This window comes from Gluconobacter sp. Dm-73, from assembly GCF_018256215.1.
GTDB classification, from domain to species: domain Bacteria; phylum Pseudomonadota; class Alphaproteobacteria; order Acetobacterales; family Acetobacteraceae; genus Gluconobacter; species Gluconobacter cadivus.
The window spans coordinates 141,906-158,960 of record NZ_JAERLW010000005.1; the positions used below are offsets into that span (position 1 = coordinate 141,906).

Here is a 17,055-nt window from a genome sequence, read left to right on the forward strand (position 1 = left end):
CTCACAGATCTACCACGGCCGATGATGCGCATCTGAAACCGATATGACCGAGAGAGCTGTCAGGCGTCGTATGGGTCCGTGCCGAATTGCGATACCGGTTGCAATAAGAGTGATGGCACATATGCGATCCCCCCCGGATCACCCTGTCCGTCCCCTCGGGTGGTCCTGAAGGATTGCAGCGCGTCAGGGCATTTTCAGCCTGATGCCAGACCGGGCTCCAGAAATCGGAGCACCATTCCCACGTATTGCCCACCATGTTGTAAAGGCCGTATCCATTCGGCGGAAATGCGGTAACGGGCACGGTCGTCACATACCCGTCCTGCCGGGTGTTCTCATCAGGGAAACGTCCCTGCCAGATGTTGCACTGCACCTCCCCATCAGGACGCAGTTCATTTCCCCAGGGGTAACGGAAATTCTGCATCCGGCCCCGCGCGGCAATTTCCCATTCCGCTTCCGTCGGCAAACGCTTGCCTGCCCAGACCGCATAGGCGGCCGCATCATTCCACGACACATGCACGACCGGATGATCCTGACGGGCCGAAATATGCGACCCCGGCCCTTCAGGATGACGCCACTGCGCGCCACGGACCGGCAGCCACCACGGCGTCTGCGGAACAGAACCCCGCAGACGGCGCTTCTTCGCCGTCGCCGTCGCTACCCCTTCGAAAACGAACGACCACCCCTCTGCTTCAGCTTCCGTCACATATCCCGTAGCTGCGATAAAAGCCGCAAACTGCCGGTTGGTGACGGCATATCTGTCGATCCAGAAAGCATCGACCTCCACGAGCCGGACCGGCCCCTCGCCATCCGCGACATGGGTTTCGGAATCATCAGCGCCAATCTGGTGTGTCCCCTCCCCGATCAGCACCATGTCCTCATAGCCCGATGCATGGCAGAGCTGACGATCCTGAAACACCGGAACAGACGGCGCGCGCGAAGACGCCCGTGCCGCCTGCGGAACGCAGCACGCTTTTTTCGGGTGAGCAGAAGCGGAGCTGAGGGTCATTAAACTGATCCTGATAGTTTTATTATTTAAAAACTCTATTTCATCGTTATTGAAAACACAAACCCTTCGGCGTTTTCAATCCCGCGTTGCAGAATCGTTCTGTTTTCTTCTGAAATCTTTGTTTTTCAGCCGATTTTCAAGAATCGATCCGGGACACGCTTGACGGCAAGAGGCAGATCTATAATCAAAATTATATCGTTGTTTTAATTAATGACGTTTTGTTTTTGTTATATAGATCGACCCGACATTCCCCTGCTCCCGAAGGCTCATGGCCATGAAAAACCTGTCGTCCCGCCGTTACACCCTCAAAGGAACACTGGCTCTCGCTGCAACCCTCATCGCAGGTCCGTGCCTGGCAGCCGCACATGCTGCGGATTACCACCTTCTGAATGTGTCCTATGACCCGACGCGCGAGCTTTACAGCGACATCAACCAAGCCTTCCCGGCCTTCTGGTCCAAGACCAATAGCGGAGATAGCGTTGTCGTAACGTCATCGCATGGCGGCTCCGGCGCGCAGGCGCGCTCGGTTCTGGAGGGTGCACCAGCGGATGTCGTCACGCTGGGCCTCGCATACGATATTGATATTCTGGCCCAGAACGGCCTTCTGGCTACAGACTGGCAGAAACGCCTGCCGCACAATTCAACGCCCTATACCAGCACGATCGTGTTCCTCGTGCGTAAAGGCAATCCAAAGAACATCCACGACTGGCCCGATCTGATCCGCGACGGTATTCAGGTTGTCACCCCAAATCCCAAGACATCCGGGGGCGCACGATGGAACTATCTGGCCGCGTGGGGCTGGGCACTCCATCAGCCCGGCGGGACGGAACAGTCTGCAACGACGTACCTCAAGGCGCTCTTTGCGCATGTCCCCGTTCTTGATACGGGCGCGCGTGGCGCCACCAACAGCTTCGTCCAGCGCGGCCTGGGCGATGTTCTGATCGCATGGGAAGACGAAGCCCTGCTGGCCTCGCGCGATCTGGGACCCGATAAATTCGATATTGTCGTGCCCCCCCTCACCATTCTCGCCGAACCTCCCGTCGCCACCGTGGACCGCAACGTGCAGGAACACGGAACCGAAGCCGTCTCCCGCGCCTATCTGGACTTCCTGTTCTCCCCAGAAGGCCAGCGGATCGGCGCCAGACACTATTTCCGCCCCGTGGACCCTGCGATTCAGGCCGAAACAGCCGCAGTCTTCCCACACACCACAACCTTCGACGTCGCCAGTCTGGGCGGCTGGACCCGCCTGCAGAAAGCCCATTTCTCGGACGGCGGCGTGTTCGACCAGATCTACAGCCACTGAGTGTGAAACCCCTGACCGTGACGGGCCTGCGTTCTTTCCCGCGCCGACGCCAGACATTACCCGGCTTTTCACTGTCGCTGGGCCTGACCCTGCTCTGGACCGGGTTGCTCGTCGTGCTCCCCCTGACGGCGCTGCTGCTCCGGCCCTGGCAGCACGGCCTCAGCCCGATGATCCATGCGCTGCATGACGCACGCATGTATGCCGCCCTGCGGGTCAGTTTTATCTGCGCCTTCCTGGCGGTCCTCATTGACCTGCCGATCGGCCTACTGCTGGCCTGGACCCTCGTCCGCTACCGCCCGCCCGGCCATCGCGCCGTAGACGCCCTGATCGACCTCCCCTTCGCCATTCCCACAGCCGTGACCGGCATCGCTCTGGCCACCCTTTACGGCCCCGGCGGATGGATCGGCGCCCCTGCAGAAAAACTGGGACTGAAACTCGCCTTTTCTCCCGCCGGAATTGTCATCGCGCTGACCTTCATCGGACTGCCTTTCATCGTCCGTTCCGTCGAACCCGTGCTTCGCAGCTTTCCCAAAGATGTCGAGGAAGCCGCTTTCCTTCTGGGCGCATCGGGATGGCAGCGTTTCTGCCGTATTCTCCTGCCCGCTCTCGCGCCCCCGCTTCTGAGCGGTGCAGGGCTCGCCTTTGCACGGAGCATTGGGGAATACGGCTCCGTCATCTTCATTGCGGGCAACCAGCCTTTCCACAGCGAGGTCGCACCGCTACTGATCGTCATGCGGCTTCAGGAATTCAACTATGATGGCGCAACATCCATCGCGCTGATCCTGCTCGTCACGGCCCTGCTCTGCCTCATTGCCGTCAGCCATCTGCGTCGTTCGGTCTCTTCCGGACTGGTCCGCGAGGACGGCGCATGACCCGTCAGTCTTCCCGGATAACCCCCGTTGTCCTGACCCTGCTCAGCTACACCATCATCGGCCTTCTCATCGTCCTGCCTGTGGCCCTGATCCTGCATGAAGCCCTGCGTCAGGGTCTGCATACGGCTCTTGAAACCCTCAAAGACCCGGAAGCCCGATCCGCCATCCGCCTGACAGCCTGCGTCACCGCCATCGTGACGGTCATCAACACGGCAGGCGGCATCGCTGCGGCCTGGACATTGACGAAATACGACTTCCGAGGTGCCCGCCTTCTGGTCAGCCTGATCGAACTGCCCATCAGCGTCTCGCCCGTGATTGCGGGGCTGGTCTGGCTGCTGCTTTTCGGCCGGCAGGGATGGTGGGGGAACTGGCTCGGCCATCACGGCCTACACATCGCCTTCGCCGTCCCCGGCATCATTCTTGCAACGCTCTTCGTGACCTTCCCCTACGTCGCACGCACCCTCATGCCCTATATGGAACAGCAGGGCCGTGCCGCCGAAGAAGCCGCCTTCCTGCTCGGCGCGGGCTTCTGGAAAACCCTGATCCACGTCACACTCCCAGACGCAGGCTGGGCGCTTCTTTCGGGAATTCTTCTCACGACAGCCCGCGCCATGGGGGAATTCGGCGCAGTCGCCGTTATTTCAGGCCACATCCCCGGCGTCACCGAAACCATGCCGCTCCATATCGAGACCCTCTATAACGGCTACCAGTCCGTAGCAGCCTTCGCGATGGCGGCCCTTCTCGTCCTTGTCGCAATGACAACGGTCCTGATCCGCATGTTTCTCGAGCGTTCTTTCAGAAAACAGCATCCATGAGCATCACTCTCGAAGCCTTCACGCAATACGCTCCCCGCTCTTCGCGCAAACTGCTCGATAACATCGCGCTAACCGTCGAAGACCGCGCGTTCGTCGCGCTTGTCGGGCCATCCGGAGCCGGAAAAACCACCCTGCTCAGAGCCATTGCAGGCCTTTCCTCCCATTCCGAAGGCACGCTGCTGATCGACGGCCTCCCCATCCACGACCGCCCCGTACAGGACCGGGGCATCGGGTTCGTCTTCCAGAACTATGCCCTGTTCCGACACATGACCGTGGCCCGGAACATCGCCTTCGGGCTCGACGTCCTGCCCCGTGCGCGGCGACCCGATCGCGCCGCCATCCAGCGCCGCGTCACCGAACTTCTGGACCTCATCCAGCTTCCCCATCTCGCAAAAGCCTATCCGGACCAGCTTTCCGGCGGCCAGAGACAGCGCGTGGCCCTTGCCCGCGCACTGGCAACCGGCCCCAGACTTCTCCTGCTCGATGAACCTTTCGGCGCCCTGGACCCTCTGGTCCGCCGTGACATCCGCCGCTGGCTCCGGGACCTGCACGACCGGATGAACCTGACGACCATTCTCGTCACCCATGACCACGAAGAAGCCATGGACGTCGCAGACACGCTCGTCGTCATGCAGGAGGGCCGCATCGTTCAGGCCGCCGACGCCTCCTCCCTGAATGCTGCCCCCCAAACGCCCTTTGTCATGGAGTTTCTGGGCGAAACCCTCAAATTTCCGGGTACCGTCCGGTCTGGTCAGTTCGTTCCGGACAACCCCGACATCGCCCCTTTCCCGTTCGAGGGGCCAGACGGAAACGCGACCGCTTTTATCCGCCCACATGACGTCTTCCTCCTGCCCGGGGCTGGACAGGCTTCCGTGGAAAAACGCCCCCATTTTTCCAACGGGCTTTTCCGCTATCAGATCGTTACCGCCGAGGCCGCATTTGAAATGATTACACCCACAGACCTCTCCCCACAGGAGATGCAGAATGTCCGCGTCGACATCAGCCGCGGAAAAATTTTCTATCCCGCTGCTGCGTCAGAAGACCCTCCGAAGCCAGCCTGAGCGGGCCATTCATATCTGCACATCAAAGGTCGTCGTCCATTCCGATCGCTCACCAGCCTGGCTCAGGACCAGCGTCCCGCCATGTCCCCTGACAATCTGGCGCGCCAGAGGCAGTCCGATCCCGTTGCCGCTCGCCTTGAACGAGACAAACGGCTCGAAAACCTGTTCCCGCAGCGCTGCATCAATCCCTGAACCATTATCGCGGATTCTGATCAGAACGGCCCGATCGGCCATTTCAACAGCCAGTTGCACTCGGGGCGCAGACTGTCCCAGAGCAGCCTCGGCCCCGTTGTTCAGAAGATTCATGAGCGCCTGCTCCATCTGCGCGGCATCAAGCCGGACCATGAGCCACCCCGCAGGCACCACCACGTCCAGCACCACGCGCGCACCCCATCGCGCCATAAAAAGCGTGGCGATTTCACGCACCAGCGCGCCAAGGTCTGCGGGCTTCAGATCCGGTCTGGGCAGACGCGCCAGATCGCGATAGCCGCGCACGAAACGATCCAGCCCCTCTGCACGGCGCCGGATCGTCCCAAGCGCCTCCGCAATCAATGACCCTGTCTCATGGCTGCTGTTTGCCGGTCCCCGACATTCGGAAAACAGCTCTTCGGCGGTGGCGGACAGGGAAACGATGGGTGTGAGGGAATTCATGATCTCGTGGCTGAGCACCTGAAGAAGACCACGCAGCGCCTGAGCTTCCGCAGCGTTCAACCCGGCTTCGATGTCCGTCAGCGCCAGATACGCAACGATCCCTCCTGCCCCGGCACCTTTTCCGACCGACAGCGCATAGACCCGCGGCGCACTCCCAGCGGACGGCAGACGGATCAGGCGTTTTTCCGGCCCCGACCCCTCCTTCTCCAAAGCCGCGATGAGAGCTTCGGGTGGCTCACGCAGAACCCCTTCCGTCATGAACAAACGCCGCGCCGCACGATTGGCGGCATGCAGGGTCCCATCCACATACTGGACCAGAAGCGGCACCGGCGCATGATCGAGCAGCGCCCGGTTCCGCAGCTTTTCCCGATCCACGGGACGCACGACGGAAGGCTCATGCCGTTTCAGACGCCGCGTCACCCGGATCTGCGCCGCAACGACAGACCCTGCACAGATCAGCCCGACGCATATGCACAGCAGGGCCGTCGCATAAAACCCCCGCTGCCAGGCCGGAACGGTCAGCAGACAGGCCGCCACGATGCCGCAAAGCCGCAGGAACGTCTCAGCCACGACCCGCATCTAAAGCCCGTACCGTGCCATACGACGATACAGCGCCGGTCTGGTCAGACCCAGTTCCCGCGCAGCCTGCGTCACATTGAATCCATGCTTGCGCAACGCCGTCTCGATCAGGGATCGCTCGGTATCACGCAGCGTCAGCGCTGCGTTCGGAACCGCTTCGGCCTCTTCGGGAGCCGTTTCCCATGTCCCGGTGAGTACAGCCCGCTCAACCACCGCACGCAGACCGCGCACATTCTGAGGCCACTCTTCCTCACACAGCAATCGAAGCCGGCCCTCATCCATTCCGGGTTCGGCAAGCCCATGCCGCGCTGCGAAATACCGCAGGAAATGCGTGCTCAGAGCAACGATATCGTCCGCTCGCCCCTGCAAAGGAGAGAGGGTCAGTCCGACCATTCCCAGATGCAGCATCAGCCGCGGATCAAGCATACCCTCCAGAGCCGCATGATCGCGCGAGGACAGAGCAATCACCCGTGGAGCCACGCGTGCGTCCAGCCTGTCCGCCAGACGGCGCTGCATGGGCGCAGACAGCGCCTCGATATTGCGAAAGATCCACGTTCCCCGCCCTTCCGGCAAAGCCTCGCAATCCTCCGCACGGAGCATCACCGCAGGATCGTCTTCATAAGAAAGAGCATGAATGCGCCGCGCCAGCAGCACCTTCCCGACACCCGGCGCACCCGTGATGATCAGTGACGCGCGGGTCACAGCCAAACGGTCCGCTTCGGCAATGGTCCGCCTCAGATCATCAGACGCTACAATCAGAGCGGGTTCTGCCTCAGTCGCCTGACGGGCCCGGCATTTCTTCAGCGTCCCTTCGACCAGCGCCAGAAGGCGCTCGTTATTCCAGGGCTTCATAACGAAATCGACAGCCCCCGCGCGCATCGCCGCAACAGCAATCGTCACGCCACTATGGCCGGTCACGACAATCACCGGCAGGTCCGGGCGCAGGACCAGCATGTCCCTGAGCAGGGCCAGCCCTTCGGCACCAGCAGTCATTCCTTTCGTATAATTGAGATCGAGCAGCACGAGATCGACAGAAAAGGACGCCAACTGCGTCAACGCCTCATCCGCTCCATGCGCGGACAGAATATCCAGCCCACTACGCCGGAACAGCAGACGGGCCGCAACCTGCACATCGCGATCGTCATCAACGAAAAGAAGACACGGTGCCGGAGGGGCGGATTCCCCCGATTCGTTTCGGATTGCGTTCATTATGATCTTGACAGACCTCTCAGGGGTGTCCGGTTCCGGACACCCTGTTCGAAACCGGACATACCCGTAAAATCAGAATCAATTTTATCGTTATTTATCAATAAGTTAAATTCCATTCCCACCATGATACACTGTTTGCCGACAGGAGAAACAGTGCATGGATCAACCCGTTTCAAAAGCCCCACCGAACGCCGCACTCCGCCCTGCATCCGGTGCCGTCATGGACCGGGCAGTCGCCCCGTCGCGGAGCAGGATCCTGACCCGGCGGGCGTTGCGTTATGGTGCCCCCGTCGCGGTTGCGGGCCTGATCTGGGCCGGGTGGCGCCTTGTCCCGGCATCGGGAACGCTTTCTGTCTCCCAAGACCAGTTGACAGTGGCAACCGTCCGATCCGCGCCCTTTCTCGACTACCTTCCCGTCCGCGCCACCGTGGCGCCCCTCAACGTGACCTTCATTGATGCCATTCAGGGCGGCGAAGTGTCCGAAGTCGTGGCGAAGGACGGCGCGCTCGTGAAAAAGGGAGACGTTCTGGCGCATCTGACCAACCCCCAGCTCCAGCTCGACGTCACCTCCCGCGAAGCCCAGATCGCAAGCCAGCTTGGGGCGGTCAGCGCCCAGCGCCTGACCCTGCAACAGACCCGCACGACCGAAGAAACGCAGCGCGCGGAGGCCCGCTACAATCTCCTCAAGGCCCAGCGCGAACTCTCCATCCGCCAGCAGCTTCACGATCAGGGTTTTGAATCTGACGCCAACGTCCAGTCCTACCGCGACGAGGCGGACTATTATGCCCAGCGCCTGAAACGCCTCGAAAGCGCCCTGACGCAGGACCTGAAAGTCGCGGACCGGCAGGGTGGCGAAATCGACGAGGAAGCCCAGCGCCTGCGCTCCAATCTGGACGTGGTGGAGGCCAGTCTCGGAGCGCTTGATCTCCGTGCGCCGCTGGATGGTCGTCTGACCAATTTCGATCTCCAGCCCGGCCAGTCGCTCAAAGCCGGAGACAAGATCGGCCAGATCGACAGCGAAGGCCACTACAGGCTCGATGCGGATATCGATGAGTTCTATCTGGGCCGGATCGCCGTCGGCGAGCGTGCCGAAGCCGATCTGAGCGACACGAAACTGCCCATGACCGTCTCACGGGTTCACCCACAGGTTACGAACGGTCAGTTCCGCGCGGAACTGACTTTCGACAGACCGCCACCAGCCGGACTACGGCGCGGAGAGAGCGTCGATCTGCGCATCACGCTCGGAGAAACCCATCGTGCGCTCGTCCTGCCCAACGGAGCATGGCTGGAGGCCAGCGGCGGCTCTTCGGCCTTCGTCATGGCCTCGGGCGAGCATAGTGCGGACCGCGTATCGATCACATCCGGCCGCCGCAATCCCGAACAGGTCGAGATCACCGGCGGCCTGCATGACGGCGATCGGGTGATCGTCTCTTCCTACAATTCCTACAAGAATTTCAGCCATCTCGCGATTCACTGACGCAACGCATTGCAGGACCGGACACCATGCTGATCGAACTCTCGCACATCCAGCGCCTCTACCGCTCCGACGAAGTGGAGACGACCGCTCTGCACGACATCGAACTCCAGATCGAAAAAGGCGAATTCGTCGCGATCATGGGGCCGTCGGGCTGCGGCAAATCCACGCTGCTCAACATCCTCGGCACGATCGACCGTCCGACCGGCGGCTCATACCGCTTCGGCGAGCATGAACTGACGGCGATGAACGAGGCAGAACTGGCGAAATTCCGCCGCGAACATCTGGGCTATGTGTTTCAGAGCTTCAACCTGATCGACGAACTGACGATTGAGGAGAATATCGAACTCGCCCTGATCTATCGCAACATGCCCAAAGCCGAGCGGCAGAGCCGTGTGTCCCATGCCATGGACCATGTCGGCATCGCCCATCGTGCACGACATTACCCGTCCCAGCTTTCGGGCGGCCAGCAGCAGCGTGCGGCCATCGCCCGCGCCATCGTGGGCGAACCCAGCCTCATCCTCGCCGACGAACCGACCGGCAATCTCGACACCGAAAACGGCGCACAGGTGATGGACATCCTCCAGCGCCTCAACGACGAGGGTGCCACCATCATCATGGTCACCCATTCCCCCAGCCACGCCGACCTCGCCCGCCGCCGCATCGACATGCTCGACGGACAGGTCGTCGTCTCCGTCCGCAACGCGATCTGAAGCGACAGCAAGGGAGGAACGAGGGCCATGAGGACGATGATATCGGATTTCTGGCGGCTGGCCGTGCGCTGCAGGCTCTACACCGCCCTGAACGTGATCGGTCTTGGATTGGGCGTGGCCACGTTTCTCACCTTGGCGCTGGTGGCGCGTTACGAACTGAGCTGGGACAGCTTTTACCGGCACTCGGCGTCGATCTACGAACTACAGGCTGATTTCGTGATCGGCAGCGGCACATTTCATATGGCCGCGCTTCATGACTCGGTGCTTCCGGCAGTCCAGACCCGTATGCCCGGTCTGCAAGGCACGCGCCTTGAACAAATCTCCGCAGATCTGGTGGCGCCTTCGGACATCAGCAAAACGGTGCATTACGACCAGACGGTCAGCTTCGTCGATCCGAATTTCTTCGACCTTTTCGACCTGAAATTCACAGCCGGTTCGCCAGCCGTTCTCTCCTCGCCCGAAAACATCATCCTGTCGGCGACCATGGCGCGGCAGCTGTTCGGAACAAAACCCGCGCTCGGCCAGACACTGGAGGTCACGCGTCACGGGAAAACCTCCGTCTATCGTGTCGCGGGAGTGCTTCGCGACCATCCGTCCAACACCACGATCCCGACCGATCTGATTGCCGCTATCCCGAAAACTGCTGCGGACCGCCCGTGCGACGGCTGGAACACGATGTGCGCGCAAACCTACGCGGTGCTGCCCACACCCGCATTGCGCCAGTCTTTTCTGCAAAACGCCCATGACGTCCTGATGACCTCCCCGATGTCCCGCGCCATTGAGCAGAAAGATCCGGGGGGTGAAAAAATGACCCTCAAGATTGTTCCTCTCCCGCTCGTTCATTTCGGCTCCGATGGCGTGGCGGAGGACGGGGCATCACGCAGCGTGCTGTTCGCACTCGCTGCGATCGGCACCCTGTCCCTGCTCGCGGGGGCGATGAATTACGTCAATCTCGCCACAGCGCAGTCTCTGGGGCGGGCGCGGGAAGTGGCCATCCGCAAAGTTCTCGGCGCCTCCCACACCCGACTGGTGGTCCGCTTTCTGGGGGAAACCCTCGTGCTGACGACGCTGGCGGCCATACTGGGGCTGGTGTTGACGGAGATCGCCGTCCCGACAGTTGCCAGCCTCTCGGGCTGGGCCGTGACGCTGGATTACGGCTGGGCGCTCCCGCTTCTGTGCGCCGTCATTGTCGTCCTCACGCTGGGAGCCGGCTTTTACCCCGCCTTCATGCTGTCCTCCTTTTCACCCGCACCCGTCCTCGCCTCCGCCCGCCTTCCGGCACAGGGGCGCTTCGGTGCACGGATCCGGCTCTTTCTGGTGGGGCTCCAGTTCGCATTCGCCGTGACGCTCGGGATCTGCACCCTCGTCGTCAACGCGCAGGCGCTGCATCTGCGTCATCTGGACCGGGGCATGACGATCCCCGGCCTCGCCATTATCGCCACGGAAAATCTCAACGCGCTGGACAGGCAGCAGACCGCCATCGTGAACCTCCTGCGCGCCATGCCCGAAGTCACCGACCTGTCCGTCTCGGCGGGAGGGACACTCGGGCGCTACGACGTCGGGAGCGTCCACCGCGCACCCGGCCAGAAAGCCTTCATGGCGCAGACCGTCGCCCATGACGAAGCATTCTTCAGGACGTTCCGGCTGCACCTGCTCGCGGGACGCCTGACAACATCCGCCCGCGCGACAGATGTCACACATACGAAAAACGGCAATCCGGACGTGCTGGCGCAGAACTTTGTCCTCAGCCGGGAAGCAACGCGCAAGCTCGGTTTTTCCTCGCCGCAGGCCGCTCTGGGACAGACCTTCATGTTTGGTGACAGCCATATCGCCGAGAAACGCACGATTGTCGGTGTCGTCGAGGACGTCATTCTCAATTCAGGGCAGGACACGTTGCCTCCCTCAATCTACGAACTGGAAACAAGCCCGATCGAGCAGGGGATCATTGCGTTCCGGACCGCACCGGGTGCGATGCCCCGTGTTCTGAGCACACTGCGCAAGGCGTGGCCGACACTGGCGCCCGGCGTTCCGTTCGAGCCCCAGACCATGACCGAAATCATCGCTGAATCAACCCGGAGCGATATCGCACGCGGCCGTCTGTTCAGCATTGGCGCGGCCGTCGCCATCGCCATCGCCTGCCTCGGTCTGTACGGACTGGCGGCTTTCAATGCCGAACGCCGGATGCACGAAGTCGGCATCCGCAAGACACTGGGCGCCACGACCGCACAGATCATGCGTCTGCTGCTGGGGCAGTTCCTGCGCCCTGTCCTGTACGCCAGCCTGATCGCCTGGCCGGTGGCCTGGCTGTTCATGCGGAACTGGCTCACGGGCTTCGACAACCCGATCGCACTGACGCCTCTGTATTTCGTGCTCACCACGCTGCTCGCCGCACTGCTGTGTGCGCTGACAATCTTCGGCCGGACTTTCGGCCTCGCCCGGGCCGAACCCGCCCGTGCCCTTCGCGCGGAGTGATCGCCATGCTCTCCCGATACGTCTCTCCTGTTTTCACGGCGTTCTTTCGCCAGATGCGCCATCATCGGCTCTATACGGCCATCAACATCGCAGGACTGGCCCTTGGGCTTGCGACCTGCCTCACCTTTGGGCTGATCGTCCGCTACGAATTCACGTTCGACCGGTGGCTGACAAGCGCAGGCGACATTTACCGGCTAGACGCCGTCAATGCATCCGGCGGGAAACCAGCGGAAATCGCGGATGCCCCGTTCCGGGTTTACGACGTGCTCCGGGCAGCCTTCCCCGAAATTACGCATGCCACGCGCATCCGCCCCGACAATATTTCCATTATCACACCGGACGATATCCACGCGTCCAACGCGCTCTATGTGGATCCCGATTTCTTCGCGACGCTGCCCTACCCCCTCATCCGCGGCAATGCGGCTTCCGCGTTCTCGGCACCAAACAGCATCGTCCTTTCGCAGGAACGGGCGCTGGCCTATTTTCATACGATCGACGTGATCGGGCGCAGACTGACCGTCGATCACGACGGGCGCAAGGCCGACCTCACCGTCACCGGTGTTCTCGGCCCGGTCCCGGGCAATACGACACTCAGACCCGACATGCTGATCCCGATCGACAGTGCGATGCTGGCCTCCCCGGCCTTCATGCAGTGGGGGATCGAGGGCGGATATCTCTTCTTTCGTCTCCGCAGTCCCTCCGACGCCAGACTCATGCAGAATGCGATGGTGCAGTTTTCCAACGACCATGTGCCTACGCAGGTGCGGCAGAACGGGGAATTACGGGACTGGCGGGTCCGCGAACTGCCGTCCCTGCATTTTCTTGACGGAACGCTGGGCGCGTCGGACGCCAGCCGCACCGGCGTCATCATGCTGGGGCTCATCGGCGTTCTGGCGCTCCTCTCCGCCCTTATCAACACGATCAACCTGTCTACCGCCCGTGGTCTGCTCCGCGCCCGCGAAGTGGCGATGCGCAAGACGCTGGGTGCCACACGATGCGATCTGATCGTCCAGTTCATGGGCGAAGCGATGCTGCTTGTCCTGTGCGCAGCCATCCCGGCCCTGGCCCTGCTTGAAATCGCCATTCCGACGGTCAACGCGCTGGGCGGCTGGGATATCGTCATTCCCTATGGTCTTGTGCTGCCGGCACTCCTGGCGCTGACGGTCCTCGTGGGCCTGATGGCGGGCGCCTATCCGGCGCTATGGCTTTCGTCCTACCAGCCCGCAAGAGTGCTTGCGGCCTCGCGCATGGCGACGATGGGCCGCCTTGGCGCCATCGTCCGTCTCGGACTTGTGGTCGTTCAGTTCGGCTTTGCGATCGGGCTGAGTGCCTCAAGCGTGGTAATCCTGCGCCAGTCCGTTTTCGTGCGGGACATGAACCGCGGGTTCGAAAGCAGCGGGCTGGCCTTCATTCCGTTCATCGACAATGTCGGCCCCTCGGCCACACAACTGTCGCTCATGGATGCTTTCCGCAGCATTCCGGGTGTGACGACGGTGTCCTATTTCTACACGATGCCGGGTAATTACGGCTTCTTCGCAGGTGATTATTTTTCACCCGCAACCATGCCGGATCACCGCCCGCGGCTCGAATGGCAGGATATCGGACGCGACTACTTTCAGCTCTTCGGAATGCACCTGATAGCGGGGCGTCTGTTCGACGACGCCCATGGCGAAGACGACCAGCAGAAAGGAAGCGGCATCCATTCAGCCATCATCGACGTCAGTTCCGCACGCGCACTGGGCTACACAACGCCAGAAGCCGCGTTGGGCCAGACGATCCGCAAGAATACTGATCGTGCGTCATGGCGCATCATCGGCGTGGTGAATGATATCCGCCTGAAATCGGCACGCGAACAGAGCGTTCCCCATGTTTATTTCTACACGTCCTCCCCGTACCGTTTCACAAGCGCCGGCATCCGCTTTGAAAACCGTTCGAAACAGGACGTCAAAACCGCTCTTCAGGCGATCTGGCGGCAAAGAGCACCTGGTCTCGCATTTAACGCCGTTCTGGCCACCGATCTGCTGTCCGGTGACTATCGTGACGACGAACGGCGCGGCGAGCTTCTGGCCATCGGCGCGGGTGTTGCCATCTTCATCGCGGTGATGGGCATGTACGCGCTCGCCTCCTTCACCGTCGCCCGCCGCATGCTTGAAGTCGGAATCCGCAAGACGCTGGGCGCCACGACCGGCCGCGTTCTGGCTCTGCTGATGGGACAGTTTCTCAGACCGGTCGTGGGGGCGGGGCTGATCGGCTGTGCCCTGGCATGGATGGCGATGCGGAACTGGCTGTCCGGCTTCGACGCGCGCATCGCCCTCTCCCCCCTTTATTTCGCCTCGGTTTTCGCGGCGGCACTGCTTGTGGCCGCCCTGACCGTCCTGTTCCAGACCTTGCGCGTCGCCCGGGCCGAGCCTGCCCGTGCCCTGCGCGCAGAGTGACCGTCATGCTCTTCACCATCCTGCGCAGCATCCTCCGTCAGGCCCGTCGTCAGCCGCTGTATCTGGCGCTCAACGTCCTCGGGCTGGGGCTCGGCATGGCGGTCTGCCTCGTGCTGACCCTTCAGGTCCGTTACGAATACAGCTTCAACGCGACCATTCCCGACGCGGCGCATGTCCTGCGACTGGACTCCCATCTCATGTTCCCGGGAAGCGCACCGCAGGAATATGCCGATGTCCCGTTCATCGCCTTTCCGTTCCTGCGCACCGATTTCCCGCAGATCGTCGATGCGACGCGCTACGAAACGGAAGACTACCAGCTCCATACCGGCAACAGAAGCATCTCCGCCGACGCCGCCATGGTGGACCCGTCCTTTTTCAACGTCATCGCCCTCCCGCTTGAGCACGGCGACGCGCGTTCAGCCCTGAGCAGGCCCGACGCCATCGTCCTCTCCGCCGAGACGGCACAGGCCCTGTTTGGCACGACGGACGTACTGGGTCGCACGATCACAACCGATCATGAAGGGCACCGCAGCAGTCAGACGGTTACAGGCGTACTGGCCCGTGCCACAGGTCCGGTCACGATCGCCCTGGACGCCATCACGCCCTTCCTGTCCGATGAAATGCAGAAACCACAGTTCACACGCTGGGGTTCAAGCTCGGGCAATATCTTCCTACGCGTGCGGAACGAAGCCGACCGTACCGCCATCGCAAGAAACCTGACTCGCTTCGTGATCGATCATGCTTCCGGTACAGCGAATGATGACAGCAGCGAGGGTGTCCACCCCGAGCGGCGTTTCGCCCTCTCCCTCGTCAGCCTGCGCGAGACGCATTTCAATGACCTGCATGTCGTCGGGGGCGATGACGCGACCGATCGCTCGGTGGTGAATATTCTCGCACTGATCGGCGCGATTGCGCTTCTCCTTGCTGTGCTTAACGCCATCAATCTTGCCACGGCCCGCTCTGGCCTTCGGGCGCGGGAAGTCGCCATCCGCAAGACGCTCGGCGCCACGCGAAAGACGCTGTTTGTCCAGTTCGTCGGCGAAGCGATCGCCAGTACCGCCATTGGCGGCGCACTTGCGCTTGCGCTGTGCGAGATCGCCCTGCCCTTCACGGCCGCTCTGACCGGCACGACCCTGCACATGGATTACGGCTTCACGCTGCCCTTCCTCCTCGGGGCCGTGCTGCTGACGGGGCTTACCTGCGGGATCTACCCCGCGCTCGTCCTATCTTCCTATCAGCCCGCGCATGTTCTGGCGGCTACGCGCATGCCGTCTGGCGGACGCGGGGCAACGCGCCTACGGAACGGTCTTGTCATCGTGCAGTTCGCCTTCGCAGTGGCTTTCGCCATCTGCACACTGGTGGTGAACCGGCAGGCCCATTTCATGCAGTCACAGGATCTGGGGTTCACGCGTGACGGCATTCTGATCAGCTCCGATATCATGACGAGCGACATCGGAAAGCAGCGGGCAATTCTCGAAGCCCTGCGCCATACGTCGGGTGTCGTCTCGGCGTCGCTGTCCGAACTGACCCCGCATATCGACAACCGCCACCGCTTCAACGTGACGCCGGTTGGCCCGCATCACGAAGACATTCATGTCCTTGGCGATACGGTCGTCGGAGACTACGCCACGACCTATCGACCCCGCATGCTCGCGGGTCGCTGGTTCGACAGCAGCCATGGCGAAGACGACAGCCCCGGTGATAACGGATTCTACCAGACGCCCGGAAAGACCTGGAACGTCGTCCTCAACCGCACGGCGTTGTCCCGCCTCGGGTTTTCTTCCCCCGAAAGCGCCATAGGCACGCCCCTCAAAAGCGGACACACCACGCTGCGGGTCATCGGCGTCATGGAAGACATGCGCTTCGTCTCCGCCCGCGATGACGTCTCGCCGCAGATTACGTTCAATTCAACCGCCGCCCTCGATTATCCCCATGCGTCGGTCCGTTTCTCGGGTGTGCCCGAAAACATCATGAAAACGCGCCTCAAATCGGCCTGGGACCCGGTCTTTCCTGATGATCCGACCAGTTTCCGCACGGTGCAGGACCGTATGTCCACGTTCTACATCACGGAGCAGCGCCGGGGATGGATGTTCTCCATCGCATCCGGCATCGCGATCTTCATCGCCTGTCTGGGCCTGTACGGTCTGGCCTCCTTCACGGCCCTGCGGCGGACCCATGAAGTCGGAATCCGCAAGGCGCTTGGGGCCACGACGCACAACGTGCTGACCCTCATGCTCGGTGATTTCCTGCGCCCCGTCCTGTTGGCCTGCATCATGGCGGCCTTTCCGGCGCTGTTCATGATGCGCTCCTGGCTGTCCGGTTTCCATCAGCGCATCGCGCTTTCCTGGCTTGATTTCGCAGCCGTCGTCCTCGTGACCCTGCTTATCGCCGCCCTCACCGTCCTCGGACAGACCCTGCGCCTCGCCCGGGCCGAACCGGCCCGCGCGCTCAGAGCGGAGTAAACG

12 protein-coding genes are annotated in these 17,055 nt (G+C 61.9%); 9 read left to right on the top strand and 3 right to left on the bottom strand.

Features of this window, described 5'->3' with window-relative positions:
- Position 1: 1 nt before the first annotated feature.
- Positions 2-1,006, bottom strand: coding sequence for a formylglycine-generating enzyme family protein (locus JK176_RS06995; RefSeq protein ID WP_211587207.1), 1,005 nt, complete (start codon positions 1,004-1,006; stop codon positions 2-4).
- 268 nt (positions 1,007-1,274) lie between these two features.
- Between JK176_RS06995 and JK176_RS07000 the strand changes: the two genes are divergently transcribed.
- Genes JK176_RS07000 through JK176_RS07015 form a run of 4 tightly spaced genes read left to right on the top strand, consistent with a single transcriptional unit; the run spans position 1,275 to position 5,057 of the window.
- Positions 1,275-2,309 (top strand): sulfate ABC transporter substrate-binding protein, encoded by a 1,035-nt coding sequence (locus tag JK176_RS07000; protein WP_211587208.1) that lies wholly within the window; start codon positions 1,275-1,277, stop codon positions 2,307-2,309.
- 17 nt (positions 2,310-2,326) lie between these two features.
- The gene (gene cysT / locus JK176_RS07005; protein WP_349291913.1) at positions 2,327-3,181 is read left to right on the top strand and encodes a sulfate ABC transporter permease subunit CysT; all 855 of its coding nucleotides are present in this window, start codon (positions 2,327-2,329) and stop codon (positions 3,179-3,181) included.
- Positions 3,178-3,996: a sulfate ABC transporter permease gene (locus tag JK176_RS07010; protein ID WP_211575787.1), complete on the top strand. Its 819-nt coding sequence runs from the start codon at positions 3,178-3,180 to the stop codon at positions 3,994-3,996. The genes cysT and JK176_RS07010 overlap by 4 nt, the downstream gene beginning before the upstream one ends.
- Positions 3,993-5,057 carry a sulfate/molybdate ABC transporter ATP-binding protein gene (locus tag JK176_RS07015; RefSeq protein ID WP_211587209.1) on the top strand — a complete coding sequence of 355 codons (1,065 nt, stop codon included), beginning with the start codon at positions 3,993-3,995 and terminating at the stop codon, positions 5,055-5,057. Before JK176_RS07010 ends, JK176_RS07015 begins: the two co-directional genes overlap by 4 nt.
- Positions 5,058-5,066: 9 nt before the next feature.
- Here JK176_RS07015 and JK176_RS07020 read toward each other — a convergent pair whose 3' ends face one another.
- A complete protein-coding gene (locus tag JK176_RS07020) occupies positions 5,067-6,287 on the bottom strand; it encodes a PAS domain-containing sensor histidine kinase (protein ID WP_211587210.1) in 1,221 nt (406 codons plus the stop codon).
- Complete coding sequence (locus JK176_RS07025) at positions 6,288-7,496, bottom strand: sigma-54 dependent transcriptional regulator (protein ID WP_211587211.1); 1,209 nt, start codon at positions 7,494-7,496, stop codon at positions 6,288-6,290. It lies immediately after the preceding gene.
- 157 nt (positions 7,497-7,653) lie between these two features.
- Between JK176_RS07025 and JK176_RS07030 the strand changes: the two genes are divergently transcribed.
- The 5 genes from JK176_RS07030 to JK176_RS07050 are packed head-to-tail and all read left to right on the top strand — an operon-like array spanning position 7,654 to position 17,052.
- Positions 7,654-8,973 carry an efflux RND transporter periplasmic adaptor subunit gene (locus tag JK176_RS07030; protein ID WP_249194309.1) on the top strand — a complete coding sequence of 440 codons (1,320 nt, stop codon included), beginning with the start codon at positions 7,654-7,656 and terminating at the stop codon, positions 8,971-8,973.
- A 26-nt stretch (positions 8,974-8,999) separates the two neighbouring features.
- Entirely contained in the window at positions 9,000-9,683 is a 684-nt protein-coding gene (locus JK176_RS07035; protein WP_146859045.1) for an ABC transporter ATP-binding protein, read from the top strand.
- A gap of 27 nt (positions 9,684-9,710) precedes the next feature.
- Positions 9,711-12,155, top strand: a complete 2,445-nt coding sequence (locus JK176_RS07040; protein ID WP_211587212.1) for an ABC transporter permease — start codon at positions 9,711-9,713, stop codon at positions 12,153-12,155.
- A gap of 5 nt (positions 12,156-12,160) precedes the next feature.
- Complete coding sequence (locus JK176_RS07045) at positions 12,161-14,590, top strand: ABC transporter permease (protein ID WP_211587213.1); 2,430 nt, start codon at positions 12,161-12,163, stop codon at positions 14,588-14,590.
- A 5-nt stretch (positions 14,591-14,595) separates the two neighbouring features.
- Complete coding sequence (locus tag JK176_RS07050) at positions 14,596-17,052, top strand: ABC transporter permease (protein WP_211587214.1); 2,457 nt, start codon at positions 14,596-14,598, stop codon at positions 17,050-17,052.
- The last annotated feature ends 3 nt before the right edge of the window (positions 17,053-17,055 follow it).